Source organism: Shewanella carassii, assembly GCF_002777975.1.
GTDB lineage: Bacteria > Pseudomonadota > Gammaproteobacteria > Enterobacterales > Shewanellaceae > Shewanella > Shewanella carassii.
Genome location: NZ_NGVS01000008.1, coordinates 106,962 through 121,828, shown reverse-complemented (window position 1 = coordinate 121,828; position 14,867 = coordinate 106,962). Strand labels below are relative to the sequence as shown.

The following is a 14,867-nucleotide window of genomic DNA, read 5'->3' as shown; positions in this document are numbered from 1 at the left end:
TTTTCAGATACTGTCCGGCGCAGCCGGGGCAGATACAGAATTAAACTTCGGAAACAGCCAGCACATCGGCCAGTCTGATCCCGCCAATACCTCTTAAATTCAACACGGCGCCACTGGCGGAGTTGAGCGATACGCTGGTCACGTGGGCATAGGAGCTAACGATAAGATCCTGAGGCTTACCATCGACAACTCCGCTGGCCTTCATGGTATAGATACCGGCATCCACCGGATTTCCATCTTTATCCAAGCCATCCCATTCCACGTCTATGTTACCGCCGGCACTGCCATCCACCTCAAAGGTCTTGATCACCTGTCCGGCCTCATCTTCGACCGTCACCTTGATCGACGGAATTTTCTCAGGCGATGTGATCACCCCTTTGAGCGTGGGGTCTTCCGCTGAAACATAACCGGTTCCAGCCGGGATCAACACTTTCTGCCCCACAAGGCCTGATGCCTGCAATGCCTGACTCGAGGTCATTACCGTATTGAGGTTAACTATCTCCTCATTGAGCTTGGAGATACCATCAACGGTAGAAAACGATGCCATTTGGGCAATCATCTGGTCATTGTCTACAGGTTTGAAAGGATCCTGCATCGACAACTGTCTACTCAGCAGCGAGAAGAAATCCTCTTGGGTCAGCTGCTGGTTGTTACTCTTCTTGGCCTCAGTGCCCGATTGAACACTGATATTGTCCTGGAAGGGATTAATTGAATTCACACTCATGGGCTATGTCTCCCTTTACTTGCCCAACCTCAGGGTCTGCTGCAGCATAGACTTGGCGGCATCGGCCACCTGGACGTTCATCTGATAAGAGCGGGAAGCCGAAATCATATCGGCCATCTCTTCCACCACATTGACATTGGGTTTGTAGATAAAACCATCGGCATCGGCCATCGGATGATCCGGCGAATACTCTTTCAACAAGGGCTTATCGCTCTCCACTATGCCCTTGACCTTCACCGCCGCGCCCTGCTGTTGTTGGCCATTGGCCTTGGCCAACTCGGCCTCAAAAATAGGGTGTCTCGCCTTGTAGGTCTTATCGATACTGGAAGAAACGGAGTCTGCGTTGGCTATGTTACTGGCGGTAGTATTCAAGCGCACCGACTGCGCCGACATCCCCGAACCCGCAACATTGAAGATATTGTACAAACTCATGATTAATCTCCTTTCAATGCCTTTTTCATTCCGGCGAACTTACCGTCGAGAAATCCCAGCGACATCTGATATTCGAGCGCATTTTGCATAAAGGCCTGTTGCTCTTTTTGCATATCGACCGTATTACCGTCACCCGTGTCAGGCTGATCCGGTACTCGATACTGTACATGCTCGGCAGTCAACGCCTTGAGGTCGAAATGTTTTTCAGAAGTGGCCATCATACTGACCCCCTGTTGCCGCCCCTTTGCCGCCTGCAACGCCGATGAAAAATCAACATCCCGAGCCTTATAGTGAGGGGTGTCAGCATTGGCTATATTGCTGGCAAGCACTTCGGCACGCTGAGCGCGAATACCCAGAGTGTATTGATGTATGCCAAGGGCCTTATCGAAACTGATCGCCATAAAACCGCCTCCTCTAATGACTCGACAAAGATAAAGCAAGCTTTGTGCCAAATATGGATGTAATAGCGAAAGACAGCACAGCTGTGCGCCATAAAGAAAGGAAATAACAAAAAGGGCCCGTCTAATTCGACGCGCCCTTTACATATTTACCAGTAAAATCAAAAGGTTATTGGTTAGTTTTTCTTTTGGTAATAAATACCAGGGTTACAGCGAACCATGTCAAATTCGTCGGTCAAACCGGCAATCGATTCGCTGGCACCCAAAAACAGTATCCCTTTGGGATTGAGAGCGGCAGCAAATTGCCGCAGTATTTTTGCCTTTGCCTCCGGGGCAAAGTAGATAAGCACATTGCGGCAGAAGATAATGTCAAACTTACCGAGCAAGGTGTAACTCTCAAGCAGGTTATGCGCCCGAAAGCTCACCAAACGGCGGACATTATCCTTGACCCGCATATTGCCGTTGGGCAGAGCTTCAAAAAACTGACGTTTGCGCTCTTCAGACAGACCGCGGGCCAACGCCAGCTTGTCATACTCAGCGTTTTTACAGCGCTCCAACATGGAGGGCGACAGATCGGTAGCCTGGATCATGGCACCGCCCGGCAAAGCACCCGGCTTACGCTGCTGATACTCAAGCACTGTCATCGCCAGTGAATAGGGCTCCTGACCAGATGAACAAGCCGCCGACCATATCTTCAGCGGCCGCCCCAACTTGGTATAGCCCGGCAACAATACATTACCCAAGAGTTCAAAAGGATACCTATCACGAAACCAGAGGGTCTCGTTGGTAGTCATGGCATCGACGACTTCAGCACGTAACTGGCGTTCGGTGGGTCGCATCGACTGCTTAACGACATCTGACAGGGAAGGCAAACCGTATTTCCCCATCAAAGGCGCCAAACGACTGCGAACCAAGTACTGTTTGTTCTCACCCAATACAATGCCACTGTGCTGTTCGAGAAACAGCCTGAATTGATTGTATTCAGTTTCTGCGAGAGATTTATCTGGCACCTTTGTGTCCTAACTATCCGTGAAAATGTCGCCGTGGCTTGCAACAACGACATTTAAAAACTGGGTCAGCGTTATACCCCAGCCCCATTTGCAACACAAGACATCTCACTCACTATAGTCATAAAAATCCACAGCTGACAGCGACTAGAGACTCAGATGTTTGTTAACTGCCGATGCCAGTTCATCGGGGTTGAACTTGGCAATAAAATCGTTGGCGCCCACTTTTTGCACCATGGCCTGATTGAACACCCCGCTCAAAGAGGTATGCAGTACCACCTTGATATTCTTTAACTTGGGATCATCACGGATCTCGGCAGTCAGAGTGTAACCATCCATTTCCGGCATCTCGATATCCGAAATGATCAACGGAATTTCATCGGCAACATTGTCCATCTCTGCGGCGATGCTTTTCAGCTTTTGCAGGGCTTCCCGACCATCTTTGGCGGTATCTATCTGCAGATTCAACGATGACAGCGCCCGAATGATCTGTTTGCGGGCCACAGAGGAATCGTCAATCACCATAATATGATAGTTCTGCTCTCTGTCGATTGTGAGAGATTCGTCGATTTCCTGACTGATATCTGTCTTGACCGGCGAAATTTCATCGAGGATCTTTTCGACATCGAGAATTTCAACCAGTTCGCCTTCAATTTCGGTCACGGCCGTCAAGTAAGAGTACCGACCAGCCCCCTCCGGTGGCGGCATGATGGATTCCCAATTCATGTTAATGATCCGCTCAACGGAACGAACCAAAAAGCCCTGTACGCTACGGTTATATTCAGAAATAATGATGAAGCAATCCTTGACATCATCTATGGGTCTGCCGCCAGTCGCCGCACTGAGATCGATAACCGACACAGTGGTACCACGAATATGGGCGACTCCCTTAACGAAGGAATTCAGTTTAGGCAGAGCGGTCAACGGAGGGCACTGAAGAACCTCTTTAACTTTGAACACATTTATCCCAAACCTTTGTCTGCCGTTGAGTTTGAATAACAGAAGTTCGAGGCGGTTTTGTCCAACCAGTTGAGTGCGCTTATTGACTGATTCAAGAATGCTCGACATAAGGCTGCCTTGTTGTCTTTGTATTGATAAATACCTGTCGTCATGCAGACAGGCATACTATTTGCTTAATCCAAGATACCGGATCTCAGTCAAATTTCTGACTGAACCTGTGGTGAAGCCAGTTCAGGGATCCCGGGAATCATTGAAAGTATAGGTGTAATCTGGCGAGACAAGCTAGCCCGTTCATTATGAAAGTAAATTTTGCATGTATTTTAGCCACGTTTTTACTGTCCATCTCAGCAATGGCCGCTGAGAACAACTTCGTTCCCAGTATATCGGCCATAGAGGCGCTGGCTAAAGAAGTTATTGCCAAAAAAGTGTTGGCGACCACAGATGCCAGAATAATCATCACGCCACAACGACTGGATTCCAGGCTCACGCCCCCCACTTGCAGTTCGCCGTTGACGGCCGAGATGGCCAGCGACAGAGAAATAAGTCGCAACAATACGGTACGCATCGGCTGTACCAGCCCGGAACTCAGTTACCCGTGGCAAATCTACGTCTCAGTGCGAGTGGACATCAGTTATCCCGTGGTAGTGGCCACCCAAACACTGGCCCCGGGCACTGTGCTTGGGCCGGAAAACCTGGCACTACGCTACATAGATGAAACCAGCCTGCGCGGAGAACAGTTCGAGGATATCGCCACAGTCACAGGTACCCGACTCAAGCGACGGGTGGCCAAAGACTACCCCTTATTTGCCGCTAATCTCTGTTTTGTTTGCAAGGGTGACAGCGTCTCCATCTATGCCGGTAACGAGAAGTTTCAAATAAAAACTGTCGGTGAAGCCCTGCATGATGGTAACCTTGGAGAACAGATTCGGGTGAAAAACACTCGTTCTGACAAAGTGTTGGAAGCCACCGTCATCAATGTTGGCGAAGTGGAAGTTCGAATGTAAAAAATGCTAAAGTTCCCCTTGGCTGTGCCGATAAGACAGCAAGGTAATCAGAGAACAGGCTGGATCCGACGATGGCGATGGATATTAAACAACTGCAAAATCAACCTAGGGTGAACACAGGTTCTATCCCTAGAAACACCACCCAGAGCACTCAAAGCAGTGCTCAACAAAGTGCTACCCCGCAGAAGACAGATTCTGTGGTTGTGTCACAACAGGCGCAACAGCTGCAAGGAGTACAGAGCAAAATGGCCTCCCTGCCGGAAATAGATCAAAAGAAGATCACCGAAATCAAATTGGCGATCGCCGAAGGCCGATATAAGGTTGATCCGGAAAAACTGGCCGCCAACATATCTCAATTCGAATCAGAACTGAACGAACTCAATAAAGGGTCCTGATGCCAGATACTCCGGATATCATCAGCCTGGTAGCACAGCAGACGACTCAACTCGAGCGTCTGCTGGACTTGATCGGGCAGGAGAAAAATGCCCTGCTGGATCGCAATGCCGACCATCTGCTGCAATTGGCCAAAGACAAGAGTGACTTGCTCAACCAGGTCAAGGCCATCGATGAAGCGCTCTCCTCTCACCCGGAACAAGTCAAGCTCAGTCAGCCGCCGTTGGCCGAAAGAGTCGTTGAGGCGCGTGAACTATTGGCTGCTTGCCAACTGCGCAATCAAGAAAATGCCGGCCTGATAGAGCTGAGCATGGCCAGTATCAATCGCTTGGCGCAGGCTCTGCAGGTCAGCCGTAACGCCTCCAGCCTGACCTATGACGGCAAAGGAAAGACTTCAACCATCGCCACCTTGGGTAACGATCTCAAGGCTTGATTAAAGCCCCATTCCTGTTCTGTTGCTTAAGCTTATTGAGTAAGTTTGGCTCCTTGGAGCGACCCGCGCTACTGTGCCCCTAGCCTTCCTCTGATTCAATACTGGGCGCTAAGGCCAAGGGGCAACATTCAAGATACCTTCCCAAACGTATCCCCTGATCTCAAATCGACAAGGACTCTTAAGCCATAAAAAAGCAGCTAAACCAAGCTGCTTACGCCAATTAATCTAAGGAAAGTGCCATCACTCTCTACAAAAGAGAACACCACCAAGCCTTATTGGCACCTTCCTAAAAGTAAGTGATCTCTTTGACTCGTTGCGGACGATTTTGCTGCTGATACAGATCCCACACCCGGGCGAAGTCCAGCTCCAGCTCTGTCACATAATGATCTCCGGCCGGATAACTACGCACGACCTTGGCACCACGGATCACCCCGGAAACAGAGGCCTGAATATTATCGCCCTTCAGCATCCAGTCACTGACCTTACTGTCGGCCGATAAACGCTGACCATAGACTTGCTCGGCCAGCTCCCGATAGGCAGCTATCTTGGATGCTTGCATCGCCATCAACACCTTTTGCGACTGTTCCTTGGCCGGTTGGCTGGCCAGCGGAGCATAGCCTACTGCCGTCAGCTTGGGAAAACTGCCCGGTGCCTCCGTCTCCCACTGCACATATCTGTCTTTATCGGCACAGCCACTGAGAATTAACGCTAATGCCAGCGTGGCCAATGACAAAGTGTTACTCCAATACTTCATTACTTATCCCCCACTATCCGGCCCTTGTCTTCACCACGGTTTTCGTAGCGATAGAGCAAGCCCTCTTTTGACACCACCTTATTGGATGGCGCCAGGTAGCCCGGCAATTCCTGCTCCATTATCCGCGCCGTGGCCGCCGAAAGCACCCGGTTGTTGCTAACACTGACTATCCGGCTATTGAATAGCATCTCGCCTTTGGCCTGGCTCATACTGGTGACCAGTACATGCTCCACCGCAATATTGCTCGGCAGTTTTTGCCAGTCACGAGTAAGGATGAAATCCCCCTGTGGCGTGACCCGCACCGCATCGGCCAGGTTCAAATCGACCAGATTAAAGCCCTGTTGATGAAAGGCTGTCATCAACCCTTGCTGCAGTTGTGAAGCCAGTGCATTGCTGCTCTGCATGTCCTCCACCATCACAGGCGTCATCACCAGTAACGGCTGGGTCGGCTTAAGGGCATCATTGTGAGCTACCAATTCATCAACCAACTGCTGCGCCAATAGATTGACTGGCACAGGTTGCGCAATGTCGGCTCGCGGTTGCGGCGCAGTCATGCTGCAAGCCGGCAACAAGAGTAAAGGCAGTATACACAGGGCTTTATACATAATATCCATCCCACTGACGCCCGAGCGGGCAGTTAACTTTATTTTGGAGTCCGGCGTAAACCTTATTCTACCTGGCTTAACGGCCATATTAGGCGGCGCTTGACACTGAGTATTGAGCCACTCTTTAACGGCGGTATTTACCGAATTAACAAGGGCACTAATCCATTCCCACCGCTTCATTGGGATACGCAATCCCCCGCCAAGGCAGCTCATCAAAGTCGATTGGCCGGGCTCCATATTCCTTGGCTAAAGCTATGCAAATAAAATACCAACCAAGGGTTATGTAAAAATAGAGCTCAATTCGGATGACCTCTAACGGCAAGCCTTTATGCTTAGTCGTTTTTGAATCTTCTTGCTTCAGAGCTACCCGGCGCCGGTTTAAGCATGTCAAGTGAGTAGCACCGACATTAGGTGGCTTAAAATATCAATATCCGCCAATGACACTTATCAGCGCAGAACGACCATCTCAGTATGACCAGATTGAGACGACCCCAACTATGCAATCACAGGAATGCAACCCTTATGATTCAACCTTAGTGATGTAGCACTGTCCCAATCCCAACCACCGGCTTGGGTTGAGCCTCTCATGCCTTATCGGCAAATTCTTGCCGCTCTTTAGCTTGGCTCTTTCAAACAACAGCTTGGCTCTCACAAACAACACCATAAGCCCTCCGTCTCACTGGCATAAAATTTGAATGCCAAGCAATACCAGTTTAAGTGGTGGCAAAATTCCGTCACCCTGACTCCTATTTTGAGGAACCGTCTTATGAGATTGCCCCCCTTGCTCTTGCTGCCGCTGCTGAGTATCAGCCTCAACGCCATGGCAGAGTGGACCGAGGCCCGAGGTGAAGCCAAAATAATCAATGGCAATCTGACCCAGGCACGGGAAGCGGCAATGGACAACGCCATCAACATGGCTCTGCTCTCCCGTGGCGGCAGTTTTCAATCGACCCAGAGTGTCAGCCAGGGGCGCTTGACCCAAAACGATTTCAGCCTCTCCAGCCAGGCGCAGATAAGCAGTGTCGAACTGGTCAGCGAACTGCGCCAGGGTGATATGCTCAAGGTAGTCATGCGGCTCGATATTCTCGATGGCCCAGACAACAAGTGTCAAAGCTCGGCCATCAAGGCCGCTATCCTGGTCCCCCAGGCCAGCATTAAGGACAGAGGCCAGCTACGCTATGGTCAGTTGGAAAACTTCCAGCAAATCCTGTCAGAGCGGATAGCGGCAACGCTGGATAAACAATCCTCCACCAGTTTTGCCCACTTACATGCCAAAGAGCGGCTGGATATCAAAGAAGAGCTTATCAATATCCGCGGCTACCGCCTGCCGACCTGGATAAGTGAAATAACCGACAGCCAGTATCTGTTGCTACCGCAAATCATAGATATCTCCACCGAACCGGCCGAGTCCGGCTTTATGGGCCTATGGGACAGCGAGCCTCAGCGACTGTTTCAGCTGCAGCTCAGCCTCTACCATGGGATCAGCGGCGAGCAGATCTGGTATCAGAACTACAGCATTTCCGCCCCCTGGGAGTTTGCCAAAAATGAATCCGTCCCTCCCAACAGCGACAGATTCTGGCGTGCCAGTTACGGGCAAGCCATAGATAAGGTGCTGGCCAATGCCAGTAAAGATATCGATATGGCACTGGCCTGTAGACCGCTGCTGGCACAGATAGTCGTGCGCCAACAAGATAGAGTGATACTCAACCTGGGGCGACGCAACGGCATCCGCGTTGGCGATCAGTTCCAAATCGTGCTGCAACAAAACCTGCCCGACCGCATGAACCAAATGCGTGCCGTGGCCGGAGAAACCCGGGCGAAAATCACCATAGATCAAGTCACAGAGGAAAGTGCCATCGCAGTGCTCAGCGGTGAAAATGCCGCTCTCAACATTCAGGTGAATGACATCGCGATTAAGATTTAAGCAATTAAATCTTAAGCCTTTTCATCCGGGTGAAAACCAGTATAATCACTGGCGTCTCCCTATAGCTCAACAGGATAGAGCAGTCGCCTCCTAAGCGACCGATCGGGGTTCGAGTCCCTGTGGGGAGACCAGCATTTTCTTCTTGTGCCTGCTTGCACAAGTCTCAAGCTTCTTTTAGAACCATCCACCTGCCGATCCAGGCGCTTCAAATTAGTGATTTTGTTCTCTGATAGTTTTCTCTTAGGAAAACATTGAGTTAGCGATGTGACCATCGTGGCTTTAAAGCCTTAAATAGCCAACCAACTTGGATTTAACTTCCCGCTAAGCAACAACCTATCACCTGCGGCGCAGATGGGCAGGAAGCTCGAATGCCGTGAAGGACAGGACGTCCGAGAACGGTCCTTTTCGCACAGGCTCTCCTGTGACATGGCGAGAGTTGCGTTGCAACATGCTTTCGAGCGCGAGTCAGGGATGTCGAGCTGGCTCGTTGTACATGGATGCATTTGTTCAACAACAATAGGCCGCTGGCACAGCGGCTATCATGGCTTTAAGCCAGAACTCACCAATAAACTTGAGCTTAGCTGCCAGTTCACCATCACCTGCGGCGCGAATGGGTACGCCGTGAAGGACAGGACGTCCGAGAACAGTCCTTTTCGCACAGGCGATCCTGTGACTGGCTGCAAGTACATCCTTGTAAGCTCTGCCTCGGCATCCATGCCTCGGAAGGTCACAGTTCCGCCTGTGCCTGGGAATTAGGTGTATATATTTAGCAACTCAGTTGTGCTTCGGGTATTCCTGCAATCAAAACCAACCGCTACGGCGATGAAACCCTAACCCGCCTAAGAGGCATTGCCAGCTTTGGGGGTGAAGTCATCACCCGAGTCCACCAATGGGCCATTTCTCAACGAGAAATCCATAAAGAGTATCAGGCAGAGAGCACAGACCGCTTTCCCGTGGAGTGCTATCAATAAGTGTACACAGCAAATGTTCTAAGCAACTTACCAAATAAAAAGCCTTGATGCTTGAGCCATCATTATAAATATGAATTGACAAAAAATTGTTCAAAAGCTTAATGCCAGTCACCTAGTAAAAAATTTAAGCATTACAAAGATGAAGCCTATATGGGTGATCAAAATTCAACCAAGAGCTTTATAAAGTTCGTTAGCCTTTTTGATAGCATCGTCGTACCCTTCGTTATTCGCTTTTTTTGTAAAACCAATAAGAATTGCTTGCTTATCATCTCTATGGTTTTTAAAAAGCACTCTAATCGCGTTTTGGGGAGTTTTTATTCTTATTTCCTTAAGTCCATCTGCATCATCCAATGTATCAATTAATGGTCTACCACCACCGAATGAACGCGAGCAAGCAAGCTTCATTTTTTGATATACCGACCATTTGTTTAAAGAGTTTAGAGAGTCAAACCACCCTACAAATTCATCAGTACATAGATGATCGTCTAACACGCTCCTAACATCTAGTTTTGAAAGCAATTCTGAATAAAAAGCACCATGCTCGTAACAGCTCAAATTCTTAATATCAATAGTGCCTTCAACAAACTGACTATTTGCATCAAGTCTTGAAACCTCAATTTTGTTATCACACCAACGATTTTCTGATTTTATACTTAACAAATATGCACCAAGCACACATGCTATTGCAAAAACTTCTGGTTTCTTATCTGCTGCGAAATCAGCCATGTAATAGGTAAACTCGGTAACCTCATCTAGCTGCCCTTCAGTTAAATGGTCAATTGCAGGACTTTTATCCTCTACTTCATAAATAAATGTCGATATATCTACATCATCAACTTCACTCAAAAAATCATCAATTGAGTAATCAGGAAAAATTTCAAAATCAAGCAATGAACCGCTAGACACATCCAAATAAAAAGCATATCTATCGCCTATTTCAAATAACTCTAACGCTCCATGTATCGCATCAAGAAATAAATCATTAGCAGTTAATTTATCTGGTGCAGGAAAGCTATTTTCATTGATGCAAACTATATGATCCATACTAGCGATTCCTTTTTGCCAAATATGCTCTATTCTTCAAAGTCTGATCAAAAAAACCATCAGGCCAAAACTCGACTTTACCATTCTCATCAATTTGGGGAGTTTCAATTTTTGTTACACCCTCTGTCGACGATGAAAAATAATGAAAGAGGACTTCTTCACAAGGTAAAACACCATTTTTTACCGCAATTCTTATCCCATCCATAACATGCTCACTATGAGTTTCTACAATCACTTGAACTCCACATGCTGCTGCTCTAGCTATCATTTCACCCATAGCAGTTTGTCCTTTTGGATGAAGATGAGCCTCAGGGTTTTCTAAAATCAAAAAATTGCCATTGCTATTTTTAAGACTTTCCCAATCCATAATCCACTCTAAGTCTTGAGATTTTGGCTTCGCTACTGCTGCCAATGTCGCAGCTATAATTGGCAGTGTATAACTTAATCCAAAACCGACATTAGCAGGTCTGTATTTATTAAACTCACCGTAGGACACATCTGCTTTTAAGTTCGTAGAAAATGTAAAGTCAATACCGGGAGCTATTTCATGCAACCAACCCTCAAGAGCATATAAAAATGTATTGCCTTGAGCTTTCTCATGCTTAAGCCTTTCAGGAACTAAATATCCCATCGATTCATATTTATTGATGAAATCATAAATATATTCACAGTGATCACCTATGAAAGGATAAGGTTCCAATGATGTGTTCACTGGCAAATATGCATGCGGCCCAACTCTGTTTGCTCCAACATATATAAGCTCAGGACAAAGCGATGGCTTTGTATTAGAACCCTCACAAAGCTCAACTGTTCCATTCCGACCATCTTTATAGTTCAATGCAATAGATATAGAATCACTTGCGCTAACGTTCTTAGACCTAAGGTCATGTACATTTCCATGCCCAGCAATTAGTGGTGAACTCCCTTTATACGCTAATTGCAACATTCTTACGGCTTGTATAACTGAACTTTTGCCACTATTATTCAAGCCAGTTAAAAGAGTTAAGCTTTTTAATGCAACAGCTTCACTAACAAACGACTTAAAACCGTTTAGATATATATTGCCCACACACATAAAAATTCCTTAAATATGATTATTCACCAATCCAAAAATTGTTGAGTGACTTTCTGAAATACCTTTCGAAGTAGATGAAAATCTACTAATAGCATTACTAAACTCATTATCGTAAAGTATAGAGCCGTACTCTTTAAGCATATTACATTTATTTTTCTTTAATTTATTGTATTCATTATCAGATAGATCAGAAAGAATATTTCCCCATACTTCAAATAGAGACTTGTTAATTGGGCTTTTTCTGTCACTGCTAGGTAAAGATTTCCTAAAGGCATGACCACCAAAAATTTCATAACCTCGACTCATTGCCAAGAAAAACCGCGCCTCTACCTCTTCAAGCGTCCCAACTGTTATAGCTGGAGCCTTCGCATCTCCAAATATTTTATCAACATCTTCACTTTCAATATTTGGGAATAGGTTCATAACTCGCATGGCATTACTTAGCCAAGAATCCATACTATGTGAATAGCTAGAACGATCAAATATCATAAATGATATAAGCCTCAACACCAATTCACTTGCCCCCATTCTACTATCATCAATTTTCTTACCCATAGCTCTTACAAACTCTTGAGAATCAACCAACCGACGTAATAAATTTGATGAGGAGCCTTCATAAAGTGCGTGTCTAATCTCTTGAGATGTTAGAGGCATGCCACCAGTATTGATTCTCTTGAATATATTTCTTTTTACCGCATCTGGCGTTCCAGGATTAATAACAGTAAACCGTAACTCTGTCTCATATATACTATTCACAAGCTTCTGGGAATCTTTATCAGACTCGATAACTTTCCATGTTTTATTGCCATATCTTTCACCTAAAAATTCTAGATTAGTTAGCTGCAAAGGCATTCCATCTTTATTGCCAATCAAAAAATCCCTTATAGCAGACAATCGCTGCAGCCCATCAACAACTTCCCAATCTCCATTTTCGTCAGCAGCAACATAGAACATTGGCAACGGGATATTCAGCATCAGAGACTCAATCAATCGACTTCTACGAGTTCTATCCCAAACCTCCTTTCTTTGAAATGACGGAGATAAGATAATAGAGCCTTGATTTAAACGCCGAACAATTACATCCATAGATACAATTTTTTGCTGGATTGATATTTCCTCTGGATCAAAAGGCTCTATAGTTTCGTTATCTTCTTCAGCCTCAATTCCGATTCTTTCACCAGATTCAGATAATTCCTCTTTGAATTCTGACAAGTTATCTTTCATAAGCTACTGCCTTAACCATATATATCGAGATTTCAGTATCTTACCGTTTGTCTGATGTTTAGTCCATATCAACAGTAACTTAACACTACGGTCTCAAACAGTTACAGCACAATATAAAACCTTTTCATCAAAAGCCATTGAATGGTAAAAATAGCAAAGCTCGCCATAAACAGCCTAGCTACATTAGTGAACAGCGGACAATCTTCCCATCAACTCTCGCCTTTCCTCTGGCGAGAGCTGTTCAATCTCCCTGACCAGCCGCTCTACTCTGCTTTCCTGCTCTGCTGGCTGCACGACTTGACCAGCCTCACCCCCCCACCCCCAGCAAGGCCGCTGTGGTGATCCCAAGCTCTCTTCTTACCTGCTCTATTTCCAAGTGGGCATAGGTGCTGGCGGTGAAACTGATGTCACTGTGGCCTAGCAGATTACTGGTGGTTTGCCCGTGGTTTCAACATCAGCCACCGCGCATCACGCTCCAACTGGCTATAGTTCGCCTGAGGTCATGAATAGTGAAGCTTTCGCCCTTACTTTCGCCCCGTAGGCCTGCCCTGTCCTTTCTTGTCCTAAATAAGGCCGGTGCCAGAAGCTGCCCTGACTAGATTTTTCGGGGGGGATTACCTAAGCAAGATGCTGATTTATTTTGATTTTACAATGTAAACCCTTTGAGAGTGCGGCCCATCACATTTATCCAGCCAATGAGCGGCCTAAGATCATGTTAGTCCTTTGTGCACGCCTTATGCGCTTCCGCCCCATCTAATCTTGAGCGGCGCCGGGTGATTTTGCCAAATGAAAAAGCTTAACAACCCAGGGATGGGCATTCCCCCGAAAATTAACATCTACCCTGTTGGCGCTGTTTTCAAGGTTGTAGTTCGATAAAAAGTAACAGGTGAGGTAATAAATGGTTGATATTCCGATTGAAGTTTGTGGTGAGCAGGTCCCTGAAAACTCACTATCGTTCTGGAACAATGGAGTACGCTTATTGGTTGCCGATGGCCAAGTTACTTTGATGACGACTGATAACAAAATAATCACCGGCCTTAAACAGGTCGCCGATAAGTGCCCGGCTTTAACCTCTGGTGTTGCACTCAACTTAATCTATCAGGCCAAACAGTATGAAGTGTTAACTTTCAACAAAGCCTATTATCAAGACCCAGAGGGGCTCGAAGGGGTTCGGGTATTCGATAACATCGGCAATACCATTCTTCTCAGCAATAGTTTCGGTATCACAAGAGAGATTACATATGATGGATTTCAAAAGCCCATCTATCAATCTATTAATGGGACAGTTATGTACTACCACTATGATGCCTCCGGCAAAGTCATTGATATATCCGAAACGGCACCTAAAGGGATAGCGCCTGCGGTTAAAAAGGCAGAGTAGTCATCCTTCGCTGAAGTCTTCCGATTCGTATTTGAGCGCGAAGTGATTTTGACAATATTCACTGAGCCTGCTGTATCCTAGCGGTCGATTTATCAAGTCAGTGCAAAGACACGCTCCCCCCCATCTTTAGCGAGCAGCCCAAAGTGGATTGTGGCTGCCACAATTACAACAAGTTCAATGAGCTCACTGCAGATATCTATCCCATTGATTGTACGGGGCCTTCAACTCTTGTAAAATCCGGTAGCAAGCTTGAGTGCGGGCCACTTTTGTGGTCACTGGAAGGAAAATCGGTAAATGGAATTAATCAGCTCTTCGCATTGCGCGGCATCTTATGCTGCGCCTCCATCTGTAAATTTTAATGTCATATTCGGTGCACTTTTCGATGCACTTTACCGGGCATCTTGCAATCCATCTCGTTCCACACCTTCCGGCGCACTATCGACAGTAAATCTAGCCAAATCCAGGGCTTTTGTCCCCCTAAACTCAGCTAAATCAGAACGATAAAACTACGGCGTTAAGCATCTGCAGCGGCCAACTG

General features: G+C 46.8%; 15 protein-coding genes and 1 tRNA gene. 6 read left to right on the top strand and 10 right to left on the bottom strand.

The features are described 5' to 3' along the window. Positions 1-40 precede the first annotated feature (40 nt). From flgD to CBE72_RS06895, 5 genes are all read right to left on the bottom strand, one after another. Positions 41-724: a flagellar hook assembly protein FlgD gene (gene flgD / locus CBE72_RS06915; protein ID WP_100142908.1), complete on the bottom strand. Its 684-nt coding sequence runs from the start codon at positions 722-724 to the stop codon at positions 41-43. A 15-nt stretch (positions 725-739) separates the two neighbouring features. Further along, positions 740-1,156 carry a flagellar basal body rod protein FlgC gene (gene flgC, locus CBE72_RS06910; protein ID WP_100142907.1) on the bottom strand — a complete coding sequence of 139 codons (417 nt, stop codon included), beginning with the start codon at positions 1,154-1,156 and terminating at the stop codon, positions 740-742. Positions 1,157-1,158: 2 nt separating this feature from the next. Continuing rightward, on the bottom strand, positions 1,159-1,557 hold the full coding sequence (flgB, locus tag CBE72_RS06905) for a flagellar basal body rod protein FlgB (protein ID WP_100142906.1): 399 nt from the start codon (positions 1,555-1,557) through the stop codon (positions 1,159-1,161). Positions 1,558-1,730: 173 nt separating this feature from the next. Further along, complete coding sequence (locus CBE72_RS06900) at positions 1,731-2,564, bottom strand: CheR family methyltransferase (RefSeq protein WP_100142905.1); 834 nt, start codon at positions 2,562-2,564, stop codon at positions 1,731-1,733. Positions 2,565-2,708: 144 nt separating this feature from the next. Next, positions 2,709-3,629: a chemotaxis protein CheV gene (locus CBE72_RS06895; protein WP_100142904.1), complete on the bottom strand. Its 921-nt coding sequence runs from the start codon at positions 3,627-3,629 to the stop codon at positions 2,709-2,711. Between the two features lie 188 nt (positions 3,630-3,817). On the opposite strand from CBE72_RS06895, the gene flgA reads away from it, so the two are divergent. The 3 genes from flgA (at position 3,818) to CBE72_RS06880 (ending at position 5,351) form a co-directional block, all read left to right on the top strand. Further along, complete coding sequence (flgA, locus tag CBE72_RS06890; RefSeq protein ID WP_100142903.1) at positions 3,818-4,525, top strand: flagellar basal body P-ring formation chaperone FlgA; 708 nt, start codon at positions 3,818-3,820, stop codon at positions 4,523-4,525. 71 nt (positions 4,526-4,596) lie between these two features. Further along, positions 4,597-4,920 carry a flagellar biosynthesis anti-sigma factor FlgM gene (gene flgM, locus CBE72_RS06885; protein ID WP_100142902.1) on the top strand — a complete coding sequence of 108 codons (324 nt, stop codon included), beginning with the start codon at positions 4,597-4,599 and terminating at the stop codon, positions 4,918-4,920. Further along, the gene (locus CBE72_RS06880; RefSeq protein WP_100142901.1) at positions 4,920-5,351 is read left to right on the top strand and encodes a flagella synthesis protein FlgN; all 432 of its coding nucleotides are present in this window, start codon (positions 4,920-4,922) and stop codon (positions 5,349-5,351) included. The genes flgM and CBE72_RS06880 overlap by 1 nt, the downstream gene beginning before the upstream one ends. Before the next feature lie 286 nt (positions 5,352-5,637). Here CBE72_RS06880 and CBE72_RS06875 read toward each other — a convergent pair whose 3' ends face one another. Then, positions 5,638-6,105, bottom strand: a complete 468-nt coding sequence (locus CBE72_RS06875) for an LPP20 family lipoprotein (protein WP_100142900.1) — start codon at positions 6,103-6,105, stop codon at positions 5,638-5,640. Next, positions 6,105-6,710, bottom strand: a complete 606-nt coding sequence (locus CBE72_RS06870; RefSeq protein ID WP_100142928.1) for a FlgO family outer membrane protein — start codon at positions 6,708-6,710, stop codon at positions 6,105-6,107. The genes CBE72_RS06875 and CBE72_RS06870 overlap by 1 nt, the downstream gene beginning before the upstream one ends. A 766-nt stretch (positions 6,711-7,476) precedes the next feature. On the opposite strand from CBE72_RS06870, the gene CBE72_RS06865 reads away from it, so the two are divergent. Together CBE72_RS06865 and CBE72_RS06860 are read left to right on the top strand one after the other, a co-directional pair. Then, positions 7,477-8,634: a flagellar assembly protein T N-terminal domain-containing protein gene (locus CBE72_RS06865; RefSeq protein ID WP_100142899.1), complete on the top strand. Its 1,158-nt coding sequence runs from the start codon at positions 7,477-7,479 to the stop codon at positions 8,632-8,634. Positions 8,635-8,689: 55 nt separating this feature from the next. Next, positions 8,690-8,765, top strand: a tRNA-Arg gene (locus CBE72_RS06860). A gap of 1,005 nt (positions 8,766-9,770) precedes the next feature. Here CBE72_RS06860 and CBE72_RS06855 read toward each other — a convergent pair. The 3 genes from CBE72_RS06855 to CBE72_RS06845 are packed head-to-tail and all read right to left on the bottom strand — an operon-like array spanning position 9,771 to position 12,948. After that, on the bottom strand, positions 9,771-10,649 hold the full coding sequence (locus CBE72_RS06855; protein ID WP_100142898.1) for a type II toxin-antitoxin system RelE/ParE family toxin: 879 nt from the start codon (positions 10,647-10,649) through the stop codon (positions 9,771-9,773). A gap of 1 nt (position 10,650) precedes the next feature. Further along, a complete protein-coding gene (locus CBE72_RS06850) occupies positions 10,651-11,724 on the bottom strand; it encodes an AAA family ATPase (protein ID WP_100142897.1) in 1,074 nt (357 codons plus the stop codon). 9 nt (positions 11,725-11,733) lie between these two features. Then, positions 11,734-12,948 (bottom strand): DUF262 domain-containing protein, encoded by a 1,215-nt coding sequence (locus CBE72_RS06845; RefSeq protein WP_100142896.1) that lies wholly within the window; start codon positions 12,946-12,948, stop codon positions 11,734-11,736. Between the two features lie 898 nt (positions 12,949-13,846). On the opposite strand from CBE72_RS06845, the gene CBE72_RS06835 reads away from it, so the two are divergent. Beyond that, positions 13,847-14,329, top strand: coding sequence for a hypothetical protein (locus CBE72_RS06835; protein WP_157929045.1), 483 nt, complete (start codon positions 13,847-13,849; stop codon positions 14,327-14,329). Positions 14,330-14,867: the final 538 nt, after the last annotated feature.

Coding starts and splice junctions, on each gene's coding strand:
- flgD (WP_100142908.1), bottom strand. CDS start 724: ATGAGTGTGAATTCAATTAATCCCTTCCAGGACAATATCAGTGTTCAA.
- flgC (WP_100142907.1), bottom strand. CDS start 1,156: ATGAGTTTGTACAATATCTTCAATGTTGCGGGTTCGGGGATGTCGGCG.
- flgB (WP_100142906.1), bottom strand. CDS start 1,557: ATGGCGATCAGTTTCGATAAGGCCCTTGGCATACATCAATACACTCTG.
- CBE72_RS06895 (WP_100142904.1), bottom strand. CDS start 3,629: ATGTCGAGCATTCTTGAATCAGTCAATAAGCGCACTCAACTGGTTGGA.
- flgA (WP_100142903.1), top strand. CDS start 3,818: ATGAAAGTAAATTTTGCATGTATTTTAGCCACGTTTTTACTGTCCATC.
- flgM (WP_100142902.1), top strand. CDS start 4,597: ATGGCGATGGATATTAAACAACTGCAAAATCAACCTAGGGTGAACACA.
- CBE72_RS06880 (WP_100142901.1), top strand. CDS start 4,920: ATGCCAGATACTCCGGATATCATCAGCCTGGTAGCACAGCAGACGACT.
- CBE72_RS06875 (WP_100142900.1), bottom strand. CDS start 6,105: ATGAAGTATTGGAGTAACACTTTGTCATTGGCCACGCTGGCATTAGCG.
- CBE72_RS06870 (WP_100142928.1), bottom strand. CDS start 6,710: ATGTATAAAGCCCTGTGTATACTGCCTTTACTCTTGTTGCCGGCTTGC.
- CBE72_RS06865 (WP_100142899.1), top strand. CDS start 7,477: ATGAGATTGCCCCCCTTGCTCTTGCTGCCGCTGCTGAGTATCAGCCTC.
- CBE72_RS06855 (WP_100142898.1), bottom strand. CDS start 10,649: ATGGATCATATAGTTTGCATCAATGAAAATAGCTTTCCTGCACCAGAT.
- CBE72_RS06850 (WP_100142897.1), bottom strand. CDS start 11,724: ATGTGTGTGGGCAATATATATCTAAACGGTTTTAAGTCGTTTGTTAGT.
- CBE72_RS06845 (WP_100142896.1), bottom strand. CDS start 12,948: ATGAAAGATAACTTGTCAGAATTCAAAGAGGAATTATCTGAATCTGGT.
- CBE72_RS06835 (WP_157929045.1), top strand. CDS start 13,847: ATGGTTGATATTCCGATTGAAGTTTGTGGTGAGCAGGTCCCTGAAAAC.